Here is an 18,408-nt window from a genome sequence, read left to right as displayed (position 1 = left end):
ACGTCTGACCGGCGACACGGTGAACTATCACGACACCACCACCGCGCAGCCCTATGCCGGCGGCAAACGCAAGGTGGAGCTCATCGTCAATGGCCAGCCCGTGGCCGTACGCGAAGTGCCTGCAGATGATCAGATTCACGAGATCACCTTCAGCGCCGCCATCCCGCGCAGCAGTTGGGTGGCAGTGCGGCAGTTTCCGCAGCTGCACACGAACCCGGTGAATGTCCTCGTCGCCGACAAGCCCATCCGAGCCTCACGCCGCAGCGCGCAGTGGTGCCTCGCCTGCATCGAGCAGCTCTGGCGTGTTCGGGAGAAAAACATCGCTCCGGCAGAGCGGGATGAGGCGAGGCGCGCGTATGAGGCCGCGAAGGAAATCTATCGTCGCATCGCCGCTGAGGCTCCGGCAGGCAGCTGAGTAAAAAATCCAAATTCGCTGATGGGCGGTGATGGCTGCTGACGTTGCATCGAACTCATGAAACGGAACATCTCTCGACGCACTGGACTCAAGCTAATGACGGCAGGAACGCTCATGGGCCTCGGCACCCGTGCGGCGGTCCAAGCTGCGACGAAGCAAGCGACACCTCAAACCGATGCCTGGGCCAAAACGCATGACCGCGTATTTCTCGGCGGTGAATTCTGGGCGAATCCCATGGAAGACTGGCGCGTGAGTGAAGGTGGTGCGGAGTGCCTCAGCATGGGCGGCGGGCGCAGCGTGCACTCACTGACGCATCAACTGACGCAAAACGGTGACTTCACGATGAGCGTGACGCTGACCCGCCTGGAGATCGGCAAAACCGACGGCGGCGCGGGCTTCCGCATCGGCATTCGCAGCGAGCTCAACGAATACCGCAGCAACTGCTTTGTGCAGAAGGGCATCAACGCCGGATGGCAGGGCGAAACTCTGGTTCTGGGCCCAAAGACCGCTCCGCTCAAAGACGGCAACGCTTTGAAACAGGTGCGGCTGACGCTCAAGGGCGCGACTGAAGGAGACAAGTGCATTCTGACACTCACGGCGCATGCCGCAGACTCCGGCGCGGAGCTTGGCACAATCACGCACCCCTTCGATGCAGATGCGATTCTCGGCAATGTCTCGATCGCCAACAACTTCGCCGCCGGTGCTGTGGCGGGGGCAAAGAAAAACAAGGGCAAGGCGGGTGCAGCAGGAGGAGGACGCTACCGGTTTCAAAACTGGACCATGGCAGGCAGCGCCTTCACGGTGACGCCGAACCATCAGTTTGGACCGCTGCTGTGGTCCATGTATTCGCTGAGCGATTCACGCACGAACGAGGGCTTTGTGATGAAGCTCAGCGCGCTCACGGGTCCGCTGGGTGCGAAGGACAGTCAGGTGGTCGAATTGCAAGTGCAACAGGGTGGCAAATGGAAACCGCTCGGTGAGGCGAAGCTGGATCCTGATGTATGGATGGCGACCTTCCGCATTCCGAATTGGAATGCCAAGCAGGTCACTCCGTACAAGCTGGTCTACCGCGAAAAGCACACGGACGGCAGCGAGACGCCGCACGAGTGGACCGGCACGATCAAGGCCAACCCCGAAGGCCGCCCGCTGCGCATGGCGGCGCTGACCTGCCAGAACGACTACGGCTTCCCCTACGCGCCAGTGGCGGAGAATCTGCTCAAGCTCAATCCTGATCTCGTCTTTTTCTCCGGCGATCAGATCTATGAGAACCACGGCGGCTTTGGCATCATCCGCGAACCCGCAGAGCCCGCGATCCTGAACTACCTCCGCAAGTTTTACCAGCATGGATGGGCCTTCCGCGAGGTCATGCGCAATGCACCCACGCTCTGCCTGCCGGATGATCACGATGTGTTCCAAGGCAACATCTGGGGCGAGGGCGGCAAGAAGATGGACGTGGGCGATACGGGCGCATCGTCCAAGGGCGGGTACATCGAACCCGCGCGCATGGTCAATGCGGTGCACAAGACGAATGTGGCGCATCACCCGGATGCGTATGAGCCCAAGCCGGTGCAGCAGGACATCAGCGTTTATTATGGCGACATGGTCTATGGCGGCGTGAGCTTCGCGATCATCGCCGACCGCCAGTGGAAGAGCGGCCCAGAGCATGTGGAGACTGGCGCTGGCCGCGCAGACCACGTGCCTGATGCGAATTTTGACACCTCGAAGCTCGACAAACCGGGTCTCGTGCTGCTGGGAGAACGCCAGGAAGAGTTTCTCAAAAAGTGGGCGCAGGACTGGCGCGGGCACACCCTGAAGGCCATGCTGAGTCAGACAGTGTTTGCGAATGTGGCGACGCATCACGGCGGGCCGGATGGGTATCTGAAGGCGGATCTCGATTCCGGCGGCTGGCCACAGACACCGCGCAATCGTGCGGTGGAAATCATGCGCCCCTCCATGGCGCTGCACATCAATGGCGACCAGCATCTCACCACGCTGACACAGTACGGCGTGGACAAGCAGCGCGACAGCAACTGGTCCTTCTGCACGCCCGCCATCTCCGCCGGTTACCCGCGCTGGTGGCGGCCGGATGAACTCAAGATGCCGCATGAAAACCGGCCCAAACATGGTCTGCCAGACACGGGCGAGTTCATCGAAGGCCTTGGCAACAAGGCCTACGTCTACGCCGTGGGCAACCCCGTGGTCGGCCAGGCGGCGAACCGCTACGAGAAAGCTCACGAGAAAGGCAGCGGCTTCGGCTTCATCACCTTCGACACGGTGAAGAAGACCTACTTCATCGAGTCCTTCCGCTTCCTTATTGATGCCACCGACGGCAAGCCCACCAATCAGTTTCCGGGCTGGCCTGTGACGCTGCAACAGCAGGAGAATCGCGGAGAGAATGTGATTGTGTAAGGACAGGTACGATGGGCACTCCTGCCCGTCGATCAGCGCTCCACCAAAACCCACGATTTCCGAGTCAGCTTGCCACATCGCCATGGCAGACCGAGGCAGCTGCACCTTGGCTTGAGGCCACGATGGAACGTGCCTGCCAGCGGTGTCGCTGATCGACGGGCAGGAGTGCCCATCGTACTTCCGAGCAGACCTGCTTCAAAATGTCAAAAGTACGAGGCCGGTAATTCGGCGCGTAGAAGAACACCACCATGAGACTCTTCCTGCTGCTATTCACCGCCACCGCCTTCGCCGCTGAGCCAGCCAAGCTGCATCCCAAGGCGGCGGCGCTGCCCTTCACGCATCAAGGGCCGTTTGTCACCACGGCAGACGGCGACGTGCTGTGCATTGATTCAAAGAACACACTGCGTAGTACAGATGAAGGCCGCACCTGGAGCAGCACGCCCTTGTTCGCCGAACCGGCGAAGTTCAACGTCAGCAACGAGCGCGCGCTCCTGCGCACCCGCGAAGGTGTCATCATCTCCGCCTGGATGAACGGTGCGGAAAGAAAGGAGCCCAAAGGCTGGCACTGGGGTGAACCGGGCGTGGACTGGAAGGCTTTCGTATTGCCCACCTATTCCTGCCGCAGCACGGACGATGGCAAAACGTGGGAGAAACCCGTGCTGCTCAGCACGCCATGGTGCGGCTGCATCCACTCGATGATTCAAATGAAGTCGGGGCGCATCGTGCTGGTGGGGCAGGAAATCATCCCGCAGTGGCGGCATGCCACGGTCATGTGGGCCTCAGACGATCTCGGCAAAAGCTGGCAGCGCGGCGATATGCTCGACTATGGTGTCGGCACGCATGATCACGCGGGCTCTCTCGAAGGCACGGTCATTGAGCGCAAGGACGGCTCGCTCTACCTGCTGCTGCGCACGGAGTCAGGATTTCTGTGGGAGGCGACCTCGCGTGATGGTCTGAAGTGGACCGGATTGCAAACTACGAAGATCGCCGCCGTCACCTGCTGCCCGCAAATGGCGCGTTTGAGCGATGGCCGCATCGCGCTGCTGTGGAATGCACCGCCGAGGCATGATCCGAAGAGCGGCTCCAGCCGAGTGGAGCTGTCACTTGCATTTTCAGACAATGAAGCGGCCACATGGTCCAAGCCCGTTATCGTGGCGGCGAATTACGTGCCGGGTGGCCGCGTGTCCTATCCCTACCTTTACGAGCGCAAACCGGGTGAGTTGTGGATCACCACCATGCAGGGCGGCCTGCGCATGAAAATCAACACGGCAGATCTCGGCGCAGGCGAGATCCCTGTCTTTGTCCCGCCGCCCAAGGCGGAGCCCAAACCCGGCGGCATCGTCATGTTTGGCGATTCCACCACCGCGCCACGCGGCAGCCTGAAGGTGTATGCCACGCGGGTGGAGACAATGCTGCAAAGCATCGGCTCCTCGCTCGGCGTGCACAATGCCGGCATCGGCGGCAACACCACGCGGGACGCGCTCAAGCGTTTGCAAACCGACGTGCTGAAGTACCAGCCACGCATTGTGGTGATGCAGTTCGGCATCAATGACTCCGCCGTGGATCTGTGGCGGAACCCGCCCGCCACTGAGCCTCGCGTGCCGCTTGCCGAATACCTCAGCAATCTGCGCCGCATGATCGCCGCCGCCCAGGAGGCGAAGGCCCAGGTCATTCTCATGACGACCAATCTGCTGCGCTGGACGCCCAAGCTCAAAGAGGTGTATGGCAAACCGCCCTACAACCCCGCTGCCGAAGACGGCTTCGACTCCGCCACACTCGCAGGTTACAACGACGCGCTGCGCAAACTCGCCACAGAGCTGAAAGTGCCGCTGGTGGATGTCCGCGCGGCCTACCCGGAGTTCGCAGCCAAGCACCAGACCACCATCGAGGGCATGCTGCTGGACGGCATGCACCCGAATGACCTCGGACAGCAGCTCGTCGCGGAGCTGCTGGTGCCAGCGATCCGTGATGCTGTACGGTAAATCCTAGGCAACCATGAATGGCCGAAATTTGCGCTTGATTATTAAACCATTCGGTTAACCATTTGTGCCCAGCCTGCCACACAAACCCAACGCCCATGACTGCCACCGCCACTGAAAACGACACCCTGACACTCACACGCCTTTTCAAAGCCCCGCGCGAGCGCGTGTTTGCCGCCTTCACCTCCGCCGAGTCAATCCCCCAATGGTTTGGCTGCGGCCACGTGAAGGTCACTGCCTGCACCGCCGACTTCCGCGTCGGTGGCAGCTACCGGATCGAAGCACGCGGGCTGGAAAGCGATGAGGCCTTCAACGTCACCGGCATCTATCGGGAGATCACACCGCCGACAAAGATCGCCTACACCTGGAAGTATGAAGATGATGTAGACTGGGCGGACTGCGAATCCGTCGTGTCGGTGGAGTTCAAAGCCATTGGCGATCAAACCGAACTGCGCCTGACCCACACCGGCTTCCCATCGGCCGAAAGCCGGGGCAATCACAGCCAGGGCTGGGGGGCCTGCATGGACAAAATCGACTCGCTGCTCACGGGGCAGCCTGCGCCCGCTTGCTGAGTCAGCGCATTACCTATACAACGACTGCGGAGAAGCGGGCCCCAGGGGGGTCCGCTTCTCTTGTTTTCAGTGCGCCAGACACAGAAGCTGCGCACCTTGGATTTGCGTTGCAGCGTGGTCGCGTTTAGCTCTTACGCTCTCAATTCCCCTCCAAATCATGTCCGCAAAGATCATCTACACCCTGACCGACGAAGCTCCCCTGCTGGCCACCTTTTCGTTCCTGCCCATCGTGCAGGCCTTCACGAAGCCCGCTGGCATCACGGTCGAAACGCGCGACATCTCCCTGGCAGGCCGCATTCTGGCAAATTTCCCCGATTTCCTGACGGATGCGCAGAAGCAGTCCGATGACCTCGCCTACCTCGGCAAGCTCTGCCTGGAGCCCACCACGAACATCATCAAGCTGCCGAACGTCTCCGCCTCCCAGCCGCAGCTCAAGACCGCCATCGCCGAGTTGCAGAGCAAAGGCTACGCCGTGCCAAGCCTCCCCGAAAATCCGCAGACCGACGCCGAAAAAGACATCAAGACCCGCTACGCCAAGGTCATGGGCAGCGCCGTGAATCCCGTGCTGCGTGAGGGCAACTCCGACCGCCGTGCGCCGAAGGCCGTGAAAGACTACGCCAGGGCGCACCCGCACTCGATGGGCAAGTGGAGCGCTGATTCCAAGACCAGCGTGGGCACCATGGGCAAGGATGACTTCTTCTCGAACGAGAAATCCGTCTGCGTGCCTGCCGCCACGGACGTGAAGATCGAGTTCATCGCCAAGGACGGCACCACCAAGGTGCTGAAGGACAAGACCCCGCTCAAAGCCGGCGAAATCATCGATGCCACGCTCATGAGCAAGAAGGCGCTCGTTGCTTTCATCGAAAGCCAGATCGCCAAGGCGAAGGCGGACGGCGTGCTCTTCTCCCTGCACATGAAAGCCACCATGATGAAGGTGAGCGATCCCATCATCTTCGGCCATGCGGTGCGCGTGTTCTTCAAGGACCTCCTCGAGAAGCACAGCGCTGCGTTCGCTGAAATCGGTGTCGATTTGAACAACGGCTTCGGCGATCTCGTCGCGAAGGTTTCCAAGCTGCCAGCGGACAAGAAGGCCGAGATCGAGGCCGACATCCAGGCCGCCTACGCCAACGGCCCCGCGCTGGCCATGGTGAACAGCGACAAAGGCATCACCAATCTGCATGTGCCGAGCGACGTCATTGTCGATGCCTCCATGCCTGCGATGATTCGCGGCGGTGGCAAGATGTGGAACGCTGCCGGCAAGGAGCAAGACACGCTGGCCGTCATCCCTGATAGCTGCTACGCCGGTGTGTACCAGGCCGTGATCGACTTCTGCAAAAAGAACGGCGCACTCGACCCCAAGACCATGGGCAGCGTGCCGAACGTGGGCCTCATGGCCCAGGCCGCCGAAGAATACGGCAGCCACAACAAGACCTTCGAAGTCCCCGCCGACGGCACCGTGCGCGTGACCGACAGCGCAGGCGCTGTGCTCCTTGAGCACGCCGTCGAAGCTGGCGACATCTGGCGCGCCTGCCAGACCAAGGACGCTCCCATCCAGGATTGGGTGAAGCTCGCCGTCAAACGCGCCCGCGCCTCCGGCGTGCCCGCCATCTTCTGGCTCGACAAGGCCCGCGCCCATGACGCCCAGATCATCGCCAAGGTGGAGAAGTATCTCAAGGATCACGACACCAGCGGCCTCGACATCCGCATCATGACCCCTGCCGACGCCTGCACCTTCTCGCTCGAGCGCATCGTCAAAGGCGAAGACACCATCTCCGTCACCGGCAACGTGCTGCGCGACTACAACACCGACCTCTTCCCCATCCTCGAAGTCGGCACCAGCGCCAAGATGCTCTCAATCGTTCCTCTCATGAACGGCGGCGGCCTGTTTGAAACCGGCGCCGGCGGTTCCGCGCCGAAGCACGTGCAGCAGTTCCTTGAAGAAAACTACCTCCGCTGGGACAGCCTCGGCGAGTTCTTCGCACTCGCCCCGAGCTTCGAGCACATCGCCGAAAACTTCAGCCTGCCCAAGGCCAAGGTGCTCGCAGACGCCCTCGACGCCGCCACCGGCAAGTTCCTCGAAAATGACCGCAGCCCCGGCCGCAAGCTCGGAACCATCGACAACCGCGGCAGCCACTTCTACCTCGCCCTCTACTGGGCGCAGGCGCTGGCCGCCCAGACCGCCGATGCTGAACTCCAGGCCCACTTCAAGCCCATCGCCGAAGAACTCACCGCCAACGAAACCAAGATCGTCGCCGAACTCCTCGCCGTCCAAGGCAACCCCGTCGAAGTCGGCGGCTACTACAAGCCCGACCTCGCGAAGGCCGATGCAGCGCTGCGCCCGAGCGCGACGTTCAATGCGATTTTGGCGAAGGTGTAAAAGCCTCCGCCTGGTAACAAGATGATGCGGATGAGTCTGCGACGGTGCAGGCTCATTCACTTGATTGGCATCTCAAACGCTGCGCCACCAAATTGCATGACCTGAAGGGCGTGGCAACGCTTAGCACTCGCATCACGGCAGCCATGACCTCCAGCCGAGCGGTGCCAGTGCCGTCGAATTTGCTGTCACGACGGTCTTCTTGACTGATAACTTGACTCATGCTTGACTTATCTGCATGGCCTACGAACCGCAGTTCACCATCAGCACCCGCCTGCTTTCCTTGGTGGAGGAGATCGCCATGCTGCGGGAGCGCATTCAGGGTGCGGCGGTGGCTTTGTCTTGGATTCCTGCGTTGCAGAAAGATACGCGCACGCGCAATGGCCATGCTTCCACGGCCATCGAAGGCAATCCGCTGACCTTGGAGCAGGTGCGTGCGCTGGAGGAAGGGCGGGAACTGGCAGCGGCGGATCAGCGTTCCAGCCGCGAGGTGCTGAATTACTTCGCGGGGCTGCGCTATGTGGAAAAAAATGCCCAGAAGAAGAAAATCCGGCATGAGGACATCTTTGAGCTGCATCGGCTGCTCGCCGACACCGTCATGGATCAGGGCGAGGCGGGCCGCTACCGCACCATCGCTGTGCGTGTGGGACGTCATGTTCCTCCTCCGGCGGCGGATGTATCCGCACTGATGTTTGAACTGCTCGAATGGTGGAACACCAAGTCCACTGAGCTGTCTCCGGTGCTCAGCTCCGCCATCCTGCATTATCAGTTTGAGCACATCCATCCCTTTGCCGATGGTAACGGACGAACAGGCCGTGCGCTGGGGCTGTGGGAGCTGTACCGGCGCGGCTTCGACAGCCACCACATTTTCAGCGTGGATGAATACTACTGGGAAGACCGTCCGGGCTACTACCGCGCCCTGAATGCGGTGAGGCTGGCTGGAGAGGACGTGTCCGGCTGGTTGGAGTACTGCGCTGCAGGTCTGCACCAGACGCTGGAGCGCACGTGGCTGCGTGTGCAAACCTTCAGCCGCCAAACACCTGAAAAGGTAGTGCTGCGTCCTCGCCAGGAGCAATTGTTGAAGCTGCTGTCCGACCACGGCAGCATGGCCCCAGCGGAGTTGTGGGAGGCACTCGGCGTTTCAAGACAGGGAGCCATGGATCTGCTGCGCCCCCTGCTGAAGGCTGGCATGATCGAGAAGATCGGTGGCAAGAAGACAGGTCGCTATTCTCTCAAGAAATCATGACCCGAGGCAATTTGGGTAAGCTGGCCTCACTCCAACTTGATCGAGTACAAATCCGCATCGTTCAGCACAAAACGCAGCTTCACGACTTTCCCCGCGAGTGAGCTCACATCACCACCGCTTTTCCAAGTCACGGTGCGGTCGATCGAGTCGCCGAAGGTGGACTGCGCATCGGCGAGCGCGAATCCAGGGATGGGTTTGCCAGCGGCGTCTTGAATCTCCACCTGAATGCCACCCGCTGCAGAGGTGGCGAAGTTCATCGTGAGCGCCTTGCCGGTAAAGGTGATCGGCTTCGTGATCAGCTCGCCGCCGCTCATCGGAGCGCGGATGGAGACGAAGCCGTCGAGGCGCAGGGTATAGCGGCGGAGCTGGCTGCTCTTGCCGGTCCAGTAGCTTTCAGTGGCGTAGAAGCTGAGTTCATTGGGCGCGCCTTCGAGCGCTGACTTCGTCTCCACAGGATGCCACGCGATGTACTGATGGCCGTAATTCCAAGTGCCGGGGCGTTCGATGCCGGGCGGCAGGAAGGCATCGTTCCAGCGCTTGAACTTCACGCCGTCGCGGCTGGCCATGAACAACCCTTCGGTGATGGCCATGCCGTAGCGGTCGCTGGCCTTGGAGCGCCATTCGCGGTGCTCGCGCTCGGGCAGCGCGCGCATGCTGTCGGACCAGCCACGCTCAGTGTAGCGCGTGGGAAAACCGATGAGCAGATGCGGCGCGCGGTGGTAGGGCTTCACCTGGTTGGTGTAAAGCTGCTCGCTGGGTGAATCGACGTAGCTCAGATCGTGCTGGTTTTCCCAGTGGATGAAGTCCTTCGAAGTCGCGGTGCGGATGGCGCGATCCCCCGTGGGCTTCCAGTTCTTTTCATCCGTGGTGCCGCCGGTGAAGTAGCGCCAGTAGGCGCGATACTGGCCGCTGTGCGCATCCCAGAACGCGAGGTTCTGAGAATCAAACGCGCCGTCCGTGATGACAGGAGCATCGGCCATCGGCGACCAGCGCAGGCCGTCGGGAGATTTCAGCGCGAGCAGTCCTTTCGGCGAATTTGAGCGCACGATGGCCTTGTACTTCGCATCCGCAGGTGCGGCGGGATTTTCGTCTTTGAAGACGGCGGGATGACCGCCATCGGGGTCCACCTTGCCCATCTTGCCATGGGGAATGACGATGTTGTTGGCCTTCGAGCCCTTGAACTCATGCAGGCCCAGCTCCGGCTTGCGCCAGTGGATGCCGTCATCGCTCTCCGCGTAGCAGGTGAAGAGCGGATGCTCTCCGGTGTTCACCTTGCCCGGTGCCGTCACGGTGAGCTGCCAGCTCTTGTAGTACATGCGGTACTTGTCGCCATCTTTAAAGACGCTGTGATACCCGCTGCCGCTGCCCTCCCACGGCAGGTCATGCACCAGCGCGATCTCCTGGATCTGCGGATGATGCAGCAGTTGTTCCGCCTTGCCGCTCAGTTTGTCGATCAAGAGATCATCCACAAACAGCTCGCGACGGGAGCCGATGTCGATGGCGTCGGCAGCAAATGCAGAGAAGGAGCAAAGAACTAGGCAGGAGAAGAGAATCAGCTTCATGGCAGAACTACGCAGCCAGAGAGTAAAATAATCTCTGGTGTGACAAACAGACCAGAAGAACAGGCAGACAGCTTCATGGCAGAGCGAAGCAGCCGGCGGTAAAATAATGGCGGGTAAAATGATGTTTTGAAGGATTCGGGCCTTTCCATCATTTTACCCTTCATCATTCTACCAAGTCTCATGCGCCAGCCCTCCCGCACCGAAGACCCCACACCGCAAAGCCGATGCCGTTTTGCGCTCGCGTGGTGTGACATCACACCTCCAGCGGACATCTACCACCGCATGTGGGGCGCGGCGAAGCATGAGCGCGCCACCGGGGTGCACCGGCCGCTGCGAGCCACGGTGGCGGTGTTTGCGGCCATGGAAGGAAATGGGCGGCAGATCCTCCTCGCGCTGGATCATTGCGTGATGGGAGCCACGGAGCATGCGCAGCTCGTTGCTCAAGCCGCCGCTGCAGGTGGTGTGGCACAGGAGGAGGTGCTCGTGGTCTTCTCCCACACCCACGGCGCAGGCCTCATGGGGCTGGACCGCGCCGCGCTGCCCGGGGGCGATTTGATCCCTCCCTACCTGCATGCGCTGGGCGAAAAAGCAGGCCAGCTCGTGCAGCAATGCCTCGCCTCGCTGGTGCCAGCCGGCATCGTATATGGCCGTGGCCGCTGCAGCCTCGCCACGCAGCGCGATTTCTGGGACGGCAGCCAGTACATCTGCGGTCACAATCCCGGCGTGCCTGCGGATGACAGCGTGATCGTGGCGCGGGTGACGGCGGATGACGGGCGGATGCTCGCCAGCATCGTGAACTACGCCTGCCATCCCACCACGCTCGCGTGGGAGAACACCCTCATCAGCCCCGACTACATCGGCGCAATGCGCGAGCTCGTGGAGCGCGAGACCACTGCGCCCTGCCTCTTTCTGCAAGGTGCCAGCGGCGAACTCGGTCCGCGCGAGGGCTTCGTCGGCGACACCGCCGTCGCGGATCGCAATGGTCGCGAGCTGGGTTACGCCACGCTCTCGGCCCTCACCGCGCTGCCCGCCGCAGGCACCACCTTCGTTTATCAGGGTCCCGTCGTCTCCGGCGCGACCCTCGGCGCGTGGAAGCACGAGAAGATCGATCTGGAAACCAAAGCCGAGTGGAAGCTCCAGCGCTGGCACGAACCGCTGCACTATCGTCCCGGCCAGCCCACCGTGGCGCAGGTGCAGGCTGAACTCGATCAATTCCAAGCCGCCGAGGCCGCCGCACGCGCCGCTGGCGATGAGCCCCGCGCGGCCGACTGCCGTGCGATGAGCGAGCGCAAAACCCGCCTGCTGCATCGTCTCCACCAGCTGCCGCCCGGAGACCGCTACCCGCTGCAAGTCGTCGTCTGGCACATGGGCGATGCGGTGTGGGTCGGCGTGCAGGGAGAGAGCTACAGCCTCCTGCAAACCGAACTGCGCCGCCGCTTTCCGGATAAAGTCGTCCTCGTGGCCACCATCGCCGCCGACTGGGGCGCCTCCTACCTGCCACCGCGTGAGATTTACGACACCGGCATCTATCAGGAGACCATTGCCGTCGTCGTGGCGGGCAGTCTGGAGCAGCTGATCGAATCCATTTCCAAACACATCGACCCATGAAAATCACCGCCATCGAAACACTCGTCTGCCACGCGCGGATGCGAAACTGGATCTTCGTCAAGGTCGTCACGGACCAGCCCGGTCTCATCGGCTGGGGCGAGGCGACGCTGGAGTGGCACACACGCAGCATTGTCGGGGCGATCGAAGACATGTCGCATCTCCTCATCGGCGAAGACCCCACGCGGGTGGAGTACCTGTGGCAGGTGATGTATCGGCAGCACTTCTGGCATGGGCACGGCATCGTGCGCGCCACGGCCATCGCAGGCATCGATCTCGCGCTGTGGGACATCGTGGGCAAGGTGGCGAACATGCCGCTCTCCAAGGTCTTCGGCGGTCCAGTGCGTGATTTTGTGCGCACCTACTGCCACCTCGGTGGCGGCAAGATGGAGGACTTTTATCAAACGCCCGCCGACAACGCCAAACGCTTCGCCGAGCTGGCGCAGGCTGCCGTGGCGGATGGCTACACCGCCTTCAAGAGCATGGCGGTGCCCAGCACGATGCCCATCGAAGGCCAGAAGCCCGTGCGCGCCGCAGCTGCCGCCGTGGCCGCGATGCGGGAGGCTGTGGGGCCAGACATCGACATCATGGTGGACTGCCATGCGCGGCCCTCTCCCGCAATGGGGCTCAAGTTCGGCAAAGCCCTCGATGATTTCGGCCTCTACTTCTTCGAAGAGCCCTGCTGGCCCGAATGCGTGGACGGACTCGCCCGCATCAATGCCGCACTCACCACACCCGTGGCCAGTGGCGAGCGCGTGACGAACCTGGAGGCCTTCAAGGACATGTTTGAGAAACGCGCGGTGGAGATCTGCCAGCTCGACATCACCCACTGCGGCGGACTGAGCGCAGCCAAGCGCATCGCCGCGCTGGCAGAGGCTCACCGCATCTCCCTCGCGCCGCACAATCCGCAGGGACCTGTCAGCACCGCCGCATCGCTGGAGTTCGGCTTTTCACAGCCGAGCTACATCATCTGCGAAACCGTCCACAACGATGTGCCATGGCGACAGGACGTGGTGGAGGAAGGGTTCATCATCGAAAAACAAGGCCGCATCGTCCGCCCAAACACCAAGCCCGGACTCGGCATCACGATCAACGAAGCAGAGGTGAAAAAGCATCCCTTCCAGCAGGAAATCGTGCTGCGTGAGTTCAGCCCCGACGGTGGCGTGGCCGACTGGTAGAATGATGAAGGGTAAAATAATTCGAATTTGATGGTTTCAGAAGACATCATTCTACCCGCCATCATTTTACCTTTTGAGGTGTTCAAAGCGCACTTCGCCGAGTTTCAAATCCAGCAGGAAATCGTGCTGCGCGAGTTCAGCCCCGACGGTGGCGTGGCCGACTGGTAGAATGATTAAGGGTAAAATGATTCGGATTGATGGTTTCAGAAGACATCATTCTACCCGCCATCATTTTACCTTTTGAGGTGTTCAAAACGCACTTCACTGAGTTTCAAATTGATCCAGGCAATGCCTGACAGAGGCGTCAAAGCCAGTAAGCGATGCAGATGGATTTTAAAGTCGCCCGTTTCATTCAGGGCCGTTATCGCCAAGCCCACATCGGGTGTCAGCAATGTCATCTCGTGATGGCCCACCAATGAATTCCCATTCTTCAATGTCACAAGATGCCGGGTGTTTTGCATCAAATGCGATATGGCCTCTCGATAAAGAGGTAGATCGAGGCCCAGGCCAATGTCCCGGCCCAGTTCAATCACACCATCTCGCAGGTTCGTAAACGCCTCATCGGACGGCCAGTTTGATTCCATGGTTTCAAATGTGCGGCGAATATCGTGCGTGAGACGTGTGGAGAGAAAATGCCGCACGACTCGCGGTGGACGAAAGTTCACCAAGCTGCCGTGTTTCGTTCCAGCAAGCAGCAGGTAATTGATTCCCTGGCCGCGATGCGCTGCGAGGGTTTCTTTGGCCGTTTTGGCTTCGATGACCGTGCTGTCACACAGCAAAAGGTCGATGAAGTATTCCTTGGCGAACGATTTGTGTTCCACACGGATGCCCACCTCTCGTCTGGTCGGCATGCCATCAGAGATGCAGCGTTCGGCCAGTGTTTTCTTGTAAATGACCTCGTCGAGCAATCGTCCAAACTCATTTTGGATGTCAAAAGCATGCGCCATCATTCGCGCGTCAATCTCGTGAAACTCCTGCTGACTAATGCAATGGATAGGAATGGATGTTTCGATGGGCATGGTTGGTAAAATGATGTCGGGTACGAGGATGTTTTGAAAAGAACTTACCTGGAAATCATTTTACCCATCATCATTCTACCATGAAACCCACCCGGACCCGCTTCATCGTCCTCGCAGGCATCTGCGCGGGGGCGGCGCTGGCGTATTTCACGCGCAATGGCGTGGGGCCGGCTGAGAGCACCATCCGTGCGGAGCTCGGCATCACCAAGGAGCAGTCGGGCATGCTCATGAGCTCGTTCTTCTGGCCGTATGCGCTGTGCCAGATCCCTGCGGCCATGCTGGCGCAGCGGCTGGGATCGCGCTGGTCGTTGTCGCTGTATGGCGTGCTGTGGTCATTGGCCACGGCGTGCCTGGCATGGGGAAATCTGGCCGTGATGACGGGTGCACGCGCCTTCATGGGCATGGCGCAGGCAGGACTGGTGCCGGTGGGCACCACGGTGATGGCGCGCTGGTTTCCACGCACGGCCCAGGCCTCCGCCTCCGGCGCGTTCAGCGGTTTCATGTCCGTGGGCAGCATCATCGCCGCGCCGCTGACGGCCTGGCTCGTGGTGAGCATCGGCTGGCGCTGGATGTTCGTGTGGTATGCCGTGCCCGGGGTGCTGTGGGCGGCGTGGTTTGCGGTGTGGTACCGGAACCGGCCGGCGGAACACCCGGCGGTGAATGCCGCCGAACGTGCGCAGATTGAGCAGGACGCCCCGCATGAAGCAGCGGAAACTCCGCGCGTGCCTTGGGGGCTGCTCCTGCGCAGTCCGGCGCTGTGGTGCCTGTGCCTCCAGCAGTTCTGCCGTGCGGCAGGGTACATTTTCTTTGCCAGCTGGTTTGCCACCTACCTGCAGGAGGAACGCGGGGTGACCATCCTCGGCTCCGGCTGGCTCACCACGCTGCCGCTGCTGGCCGATGTGACGGGCTGCATGGCCGGCGGCCTGCTCTCAGATGTGCTGCTGCGTCGGACGGGCAGCCAGCGCCTTGCGCGGCAGGGCCTGACCGCCACCGCCCTGCTGCTGTGTGCAGGCTTGATTTTCTGCGCCTGGTTCGTCGCGAATCCGGTGATCGCCGTACTGGTGATCAGTGCGGGCATGTTCTGCGCCGCCACGGCCAACCCCTGCCTCGGCGCCACCGTGATGAACATCGGCGGACCCCATGTGGCCACGCTCAGCGCGACGACCAACATGTGCGGCAATCTGGGCGCCGCAGCATTCCCCATCCTCGTGCCTTGGCTGCTCGCCCACGCCGGTGGCTGGAATGCCGTGCTGGCAGGCTTTGGCGCTCTCTACATCATTGCCGCCGTGTTTTGGCTGCTGATTCGAAATGAGCGCATCTCTCAGTGACCAAACGCGCACAAGTGCTTGTTCGTGCGCACGTAGATCACGCCATCCACAATCGCAGGTGAGGCAAACACAGGCGCTTTGAGGTCGTTCTTCGCCAGCACTTTCAGCGTGTCGCTCGACGCATCGAGCACGGAGATCACACCGCGCTGCGAAGTGACATACACACGGCCATCGGCAGTCACCGCAGAAGCATAGTACTCGCCAGAGGCATCCAGGCGCTCGGCTTGGAAGATCGGGCTGCCACTCTTCGCATCATACGCAGAGGCGAGCCCGCCACCTTTCACGGTGAAGACGCGCCCATTGGCAATGACCGGAGAAAACACATACGGCAGTTGCTTCGTCTGCCGCCAGATCACGTGCGTGTCCGTGATGTCGCCGCTGCCACCGGCCTTGATGGCAAAGAGCTGGTTCGCCGCCTTGGCGAAGATGTCGCGCATGGCGTCATACTCGGCCTGGTTGACCGTGCCGTTTTTGTCCGCGTCGATGATGGTGAAGCGGTCGCGCAAGGGTCCCTCAGGAAACTCCTTCTCGCTCAGCAGACCGTTTTTGTCGGCATCATGCGCGGCGAGGAAGGCTTCATGCGGCTCCATCTCCACGCGATCGTCTGGATCCCCACCCGCGTTCCAACCGCAGACGATCAGCACATCGCCCACCGCAATGGGGCTGGTGTTGGACACGCGCGCCATGCCACTGGCAGACCAGCGCAGTTTGCCGTCCTTGAGATCGTAGCTGCGCGTCCGGAGCGATCCGCTCACGATGAGTTCCTCAATGCCGTCATGTCGCCAGATGAACGGGGTGGAAAAGCTGCGGCGGAATTCGCTGCGATCCACTCGCCACACGGGCTCGCCCGTCTTCACATCCAGCGCGATCATGTAGCTGCCCACATCCTGATCCGCCACGATGATCACCTTGCCATCCGCGATGATGGGCGAGGCGCTGGTGCCAAACTCCACGATCGGCGCAGGCAGCGGTTTCTGCCACAGCACCTTGCCATTCCAGTCATACGCCAGCACGCCGTAAGAGCCAAAGTAGGCGATCAAGCGCTCACCATCCGTGCAGCAGGTCGGCGTGGCCGGACTGCCGATGCGGTGCGCGCCTTCCACCTTCTCCGCCGGCGCCGCCGCACGCCACAGCTCATGCCCATCCTTCCGGCTCAGGCAAATCGTGACCAGCTTGCCGCCATCCAGCCCCGTGAGCGAGATCTTGTCCTGCCAAATGCATGGCGACGAATGCCCAAACGGCACCTCCACCTGCCATCTCAAATTCTTCTCCGCTCCAAACTCCACCGGCGGTTTCCCAGTGCCGAGCCCAAGCCCACCCTCACCCCGAAACTGCGGCCAGTTGGATTCAGCAAAGCCGGAGGTGATGAAAAGCGTGGAGATCAGAAAGTGGCGCAGGAGCATGGACATAAGAAGCGGGCGGCAGGCCCGAGTCTTTCGCGTAGAACACTTCATTTCAACTCCCGCTCCAGCCAAGGAATGATTTGAGCGGCCCAACGGCTGCCATGCTCACGCAGGCCTGCGCCGCTGAAGTGCACGCCCTTGCCCTGTCGCTCGCGAAGTTCGCCCTTGAGGGCATCGCTGTCCGGCCCTGCGAGAGCGACGCCGTCTCGCCACAGGGATGCCTGTGCCGAGCGGATGTCGGGGGAGCCTTCATCTCCAGGCACATGGTAGCTGGCCTGTGCGACAAACCACGGGGCCTTCCAGCCGATGTCGCGGCGGGAGTTGGAAATGATGTTTTCCAGATACTCGCGATACAGCTTTCCTGGCAGTGTACGGTTTGGGTCCCTCTGGTTCGCATCACTCTCGCCCTGATGCCAGAGCACGGCGCGAAAGCCATGCGGGCCGGCGTTCTGCATGAGCTGAAGCAACCTGGCATAGGCCGTGCCGTTGCTTTCCCACCCACCGCCGGGGAGCTTCTGCACACGGGATTCGATCGTTGGAGGTTGCGGAAACGGCACGCCTTTCGGCAGCCATTCCCGCACACTGGTCGCTCCGATACCACAGGGGATGAAGGCGACCGGCACATTGAATTTCTTCACCAGTGCATCGCCGAGCGGCGGCATGAAACTGCCGCCCTGGCCGCTGGCGCCGGGCTGCGGATCGTTCGCAAGCTGCCAGCGCCGACCATCACAGACGGAGACACGACCTGTCTGCGTGGATTGCTTTTCTTCACCGTGGTTCGCCGAGTTTGACTGACCGGCGACAATGAAAATCTCACCGATGCCGACGTGTTCGACCGTCGCTTCTTCGATCACCTTGCCATTCAGTTGGGTGCGAAGTTCGAGCCGGTGCCAGCCACCTGCGGGCAGTTCAAATCCTGAGCTGAATGACAAGTCATTGATCGCTACCTTGAGCGGTGTCCAGCCGCTGGTTTGTCCATTCACCACGGATCGCACCAAGACCTCCTTGGGCATCTGTGCAAACACGCCGGAGATCGTGATGCTACCTTGGCGAGCATCTCTGCGTTGAAAGACCTGGTAATCGAGCGGTGCGTTGAGTTTGAGCTGGGCAGGCGCGGCTTCGGGTCGGGTGGTCTGCGCATGCAGCTTGCACAGCGCGACGAGGAAGGCAGACAAGAGCAAAAAACATTTCATGGCAGGATCGCAATGTAGCGCGGGGCGGTGATGCTGCACAAGGAGCACGGAATTCATTCCGCGCACTCCTCCTTGAGCCGCCCTCACTCCACCCGCCACGTGGCCTGGCGCAGCACCGCCAGCTT

At 61.3% G+C, this 18,408-nt stretch carries 13 protein-coding genes and 1 pseudogene; 10 read left to right on the top strand and 4 right to left on the bottom strand.

All coding sequences use genetic code 11. The features are described 5' to 3' along the window. From ACIREA_RS08875 to ACIREA_RS08850, 6 genes and pseudogenes are all read left to right on the top strand, one after another. Window positions 1-415: pseudogene (locus ACIREA_RS08875) on the top strand (hypothetical protein); the annotation flags it as partial. 57 nt (window positions 416-472) lie between these two features. Beyond that, window positions 473-2,824: an alkaline phosphatase D family protein gene (locus ACIREA_RS08870; protein WP_397381903.1), complete on the top strand. Its 2,352-nt coding sequence runs from the start codon at window positions 473-475 to the stop codon at window positions 2,822-2,824. A 248-nt stretch (window positions 2,825-3,072) separates the two neighbouring features. Continuing rightward, window positions 3,073-4,806, top strand: coding sequence for a GDSL-type esterase/lipase family protein (locus tag ACIREA_RS08865; protein WP_397381902.1), 1,734 nt, complete (start codon window positions 3,073-3,075; stop codon window positions 4,804-4,806). Between the two features lie 95 nt (window positions 4,807-4,901). Further along, the gene (locus tag ACIREA_RS08860; RefSeq protein ID WP_397381901.1) at window positions 4,902-5,375 is read left to right on the top strand and encodes an SRPBCC domain-containing protein; all 474 of its coding nucleotides are present in this window, start codon (window positions 4,902-4,904) and stop codon (window positions 5,373-5,375) included. 157 nt (window positions 5,376-5,532) lie between these two features. Then, complete coding sequence (locus ACIREA_RS08855) at window positions 5,533-7,752, top strand: NADP-dependent isocitrate dehydrogenase (RefSeq protein ID WP_397381900.1); 2,220 nt, start codon at window positions 5,533-5,535, stop codon at window positions 7,750-7,752. A 235-nt stretch (window positions 7,753-7,987) separates the two neighbouring features. Next, window positions 7,988-8,995, top strand: coding sequence for a Fic family protein (locus ACIREA_RS08850; protein WP_397381899.1), 1,008 nt, complete (start codon window positions 7,988-7,990; stop codon window positions 8,993-8,995). Window positions 8,996-9,021: 26 nt separating this feature from the next. On the opposite strand, the gene ACIREA_RS08845 is transcribed toward ACIREA_RS08850, so the two are convergent. After that, window positions 9,022-10,557, bottom strand: a complete 1,536-nt coding sequence (locus tag ACIREA_RS08845) for a hypothetical protein (protein ID WP_397381898.1) — start codon at window positions 10,555-10,557, stop codon at window positions 9,022-9,024. A gap of 180 nt (window positions 10,558-10,737) precedes the next feature. Between ACIREA_RS08845 and ACIREA_RS08840 the strand changes: the two genes are divergently transcribed. From ACIREA_RS08840 to ACIREA_RS08830, 3 genes are read left to right on the top strand one after another with little or no spacing between them, the layout of a single operon-like run. After that, entirely contained in the window at window positions 10,738-12,165 is a 1,428-nt protein-coding gene (locus tag ACIREA_RS08840) for a hypothetical protein (protein WP_397381897.1), read from the top strand. After that, window positions 12,162-13,340, top strand: coding sequence for an enolase C-terminal domain-like protein (locus ACIREA_RS08835; RefSeq protein ID WP_397381896.1), 1,179 nt, complete (start codon window positions 12,162-12,164; stop codon window positions 13,338-13,340). Before ACIREA_RS08840 ends, ACIREA_RS08835 begins: the two co-directional genes overlap by 4 nt. A gap of 30 nt (window positions 13,341-13,370) precedes the next feature. Beyond that, a complete protein-coding gene (locus ACIREA_RS08830) occupies window positions 13,371-13,508 on the top strand; it encodes a hypothetical protein (protein ID WP_397381895.1) in 138 nt (45 codons plus the stop codon). Window positions 13,509-13,573: 65 nt separating this feature from the next. Here the strand turns inward: ACIREA_RS08830 and ACIREA_RS08825 are convergent, their stop codons facing one another. Further along, window positions 13,574-14,359, bottom strand: a complete 786-nt coding sequence (locus ACIREA_RS08825; RefSeq protein ID WP_397381894.1) for a GxxExxY protein — start codon at window positions 14,357-14,359, stop codon at window positions 13,574-13,576. An 80-nt stretch (window positions 14,360-14,439) separates the two neighbouring features. On the opposite strand from ACIREA_RS08825, the gene ACIREA_RS08820 reads away from it, so the two are divergent. After that, window positions 14,440-15,687 (top strand): MFS transporter, encoded by a 1,248-nt coding sequence (locus tag ACIREA_RS08820; RefSeq protein WP_397381893.1) that lies wholly within the window; start codon window positions 14,440-14,442, stop codon window positions 15,685-15,687. Here ACIREA_RS08820 and ACIREA_RS08815 read toward each other — a convergent pair. Together ACIREA_RS08815 and ACIREA_RS08810 are read right to left on the bottom strand one after the other, a co-directional pair. Continuing rightward, the gene (locus tag ACIREA_RS08815) at window positions 15,681-17,090 is read right to left on the bottom strand and encodes a PQQ-binding-like beta-propeller repeat protein (protein ID WP_397381892.1); all 1,410 of its coding nucleotides are present in this window, start codon (window positions 17,088-17,090) and stop codon (window positions 15,681-15,683) included. The two genes, ACIREA_RS08820 and ACIREA_RS08815, sit on opposite strands and share 7 nt — an antisense overlap. Before the next feature lie 47 nt (window positions 17,091-17,137). Next, the gene (locus ACIREA_RS08810; protein ID WP_397381891.1) at window positions 17,138-18,283 is read right to left on the bottom strand and encodes a sialate O-acetylesterase; all 1,146 of its coding nucleotides are present in this window, start codon (window positions 18,281-18,283) and stop codon (window positions 17,138-17,140) included. Window positions 18,284-18,408 lie beyond the last annotated feature (125 nt).

This window comes from Prosthecobacter sp. (assembly GCF_044373815.1).
In the GTDB taxonomy this organism is placed as follows: domain Bacteria; phylum Verrucomicrobiota; class Verrucomicrobiia; order Verrucomicrobiales; family Verrucomicrobiaceae; genus Prosthecobacter.
The sequence above is the reverse complement of the archived record's forward strand: the minus strand, read 5'-3'. Positions and strand labels throughout refer to the sequence as shown.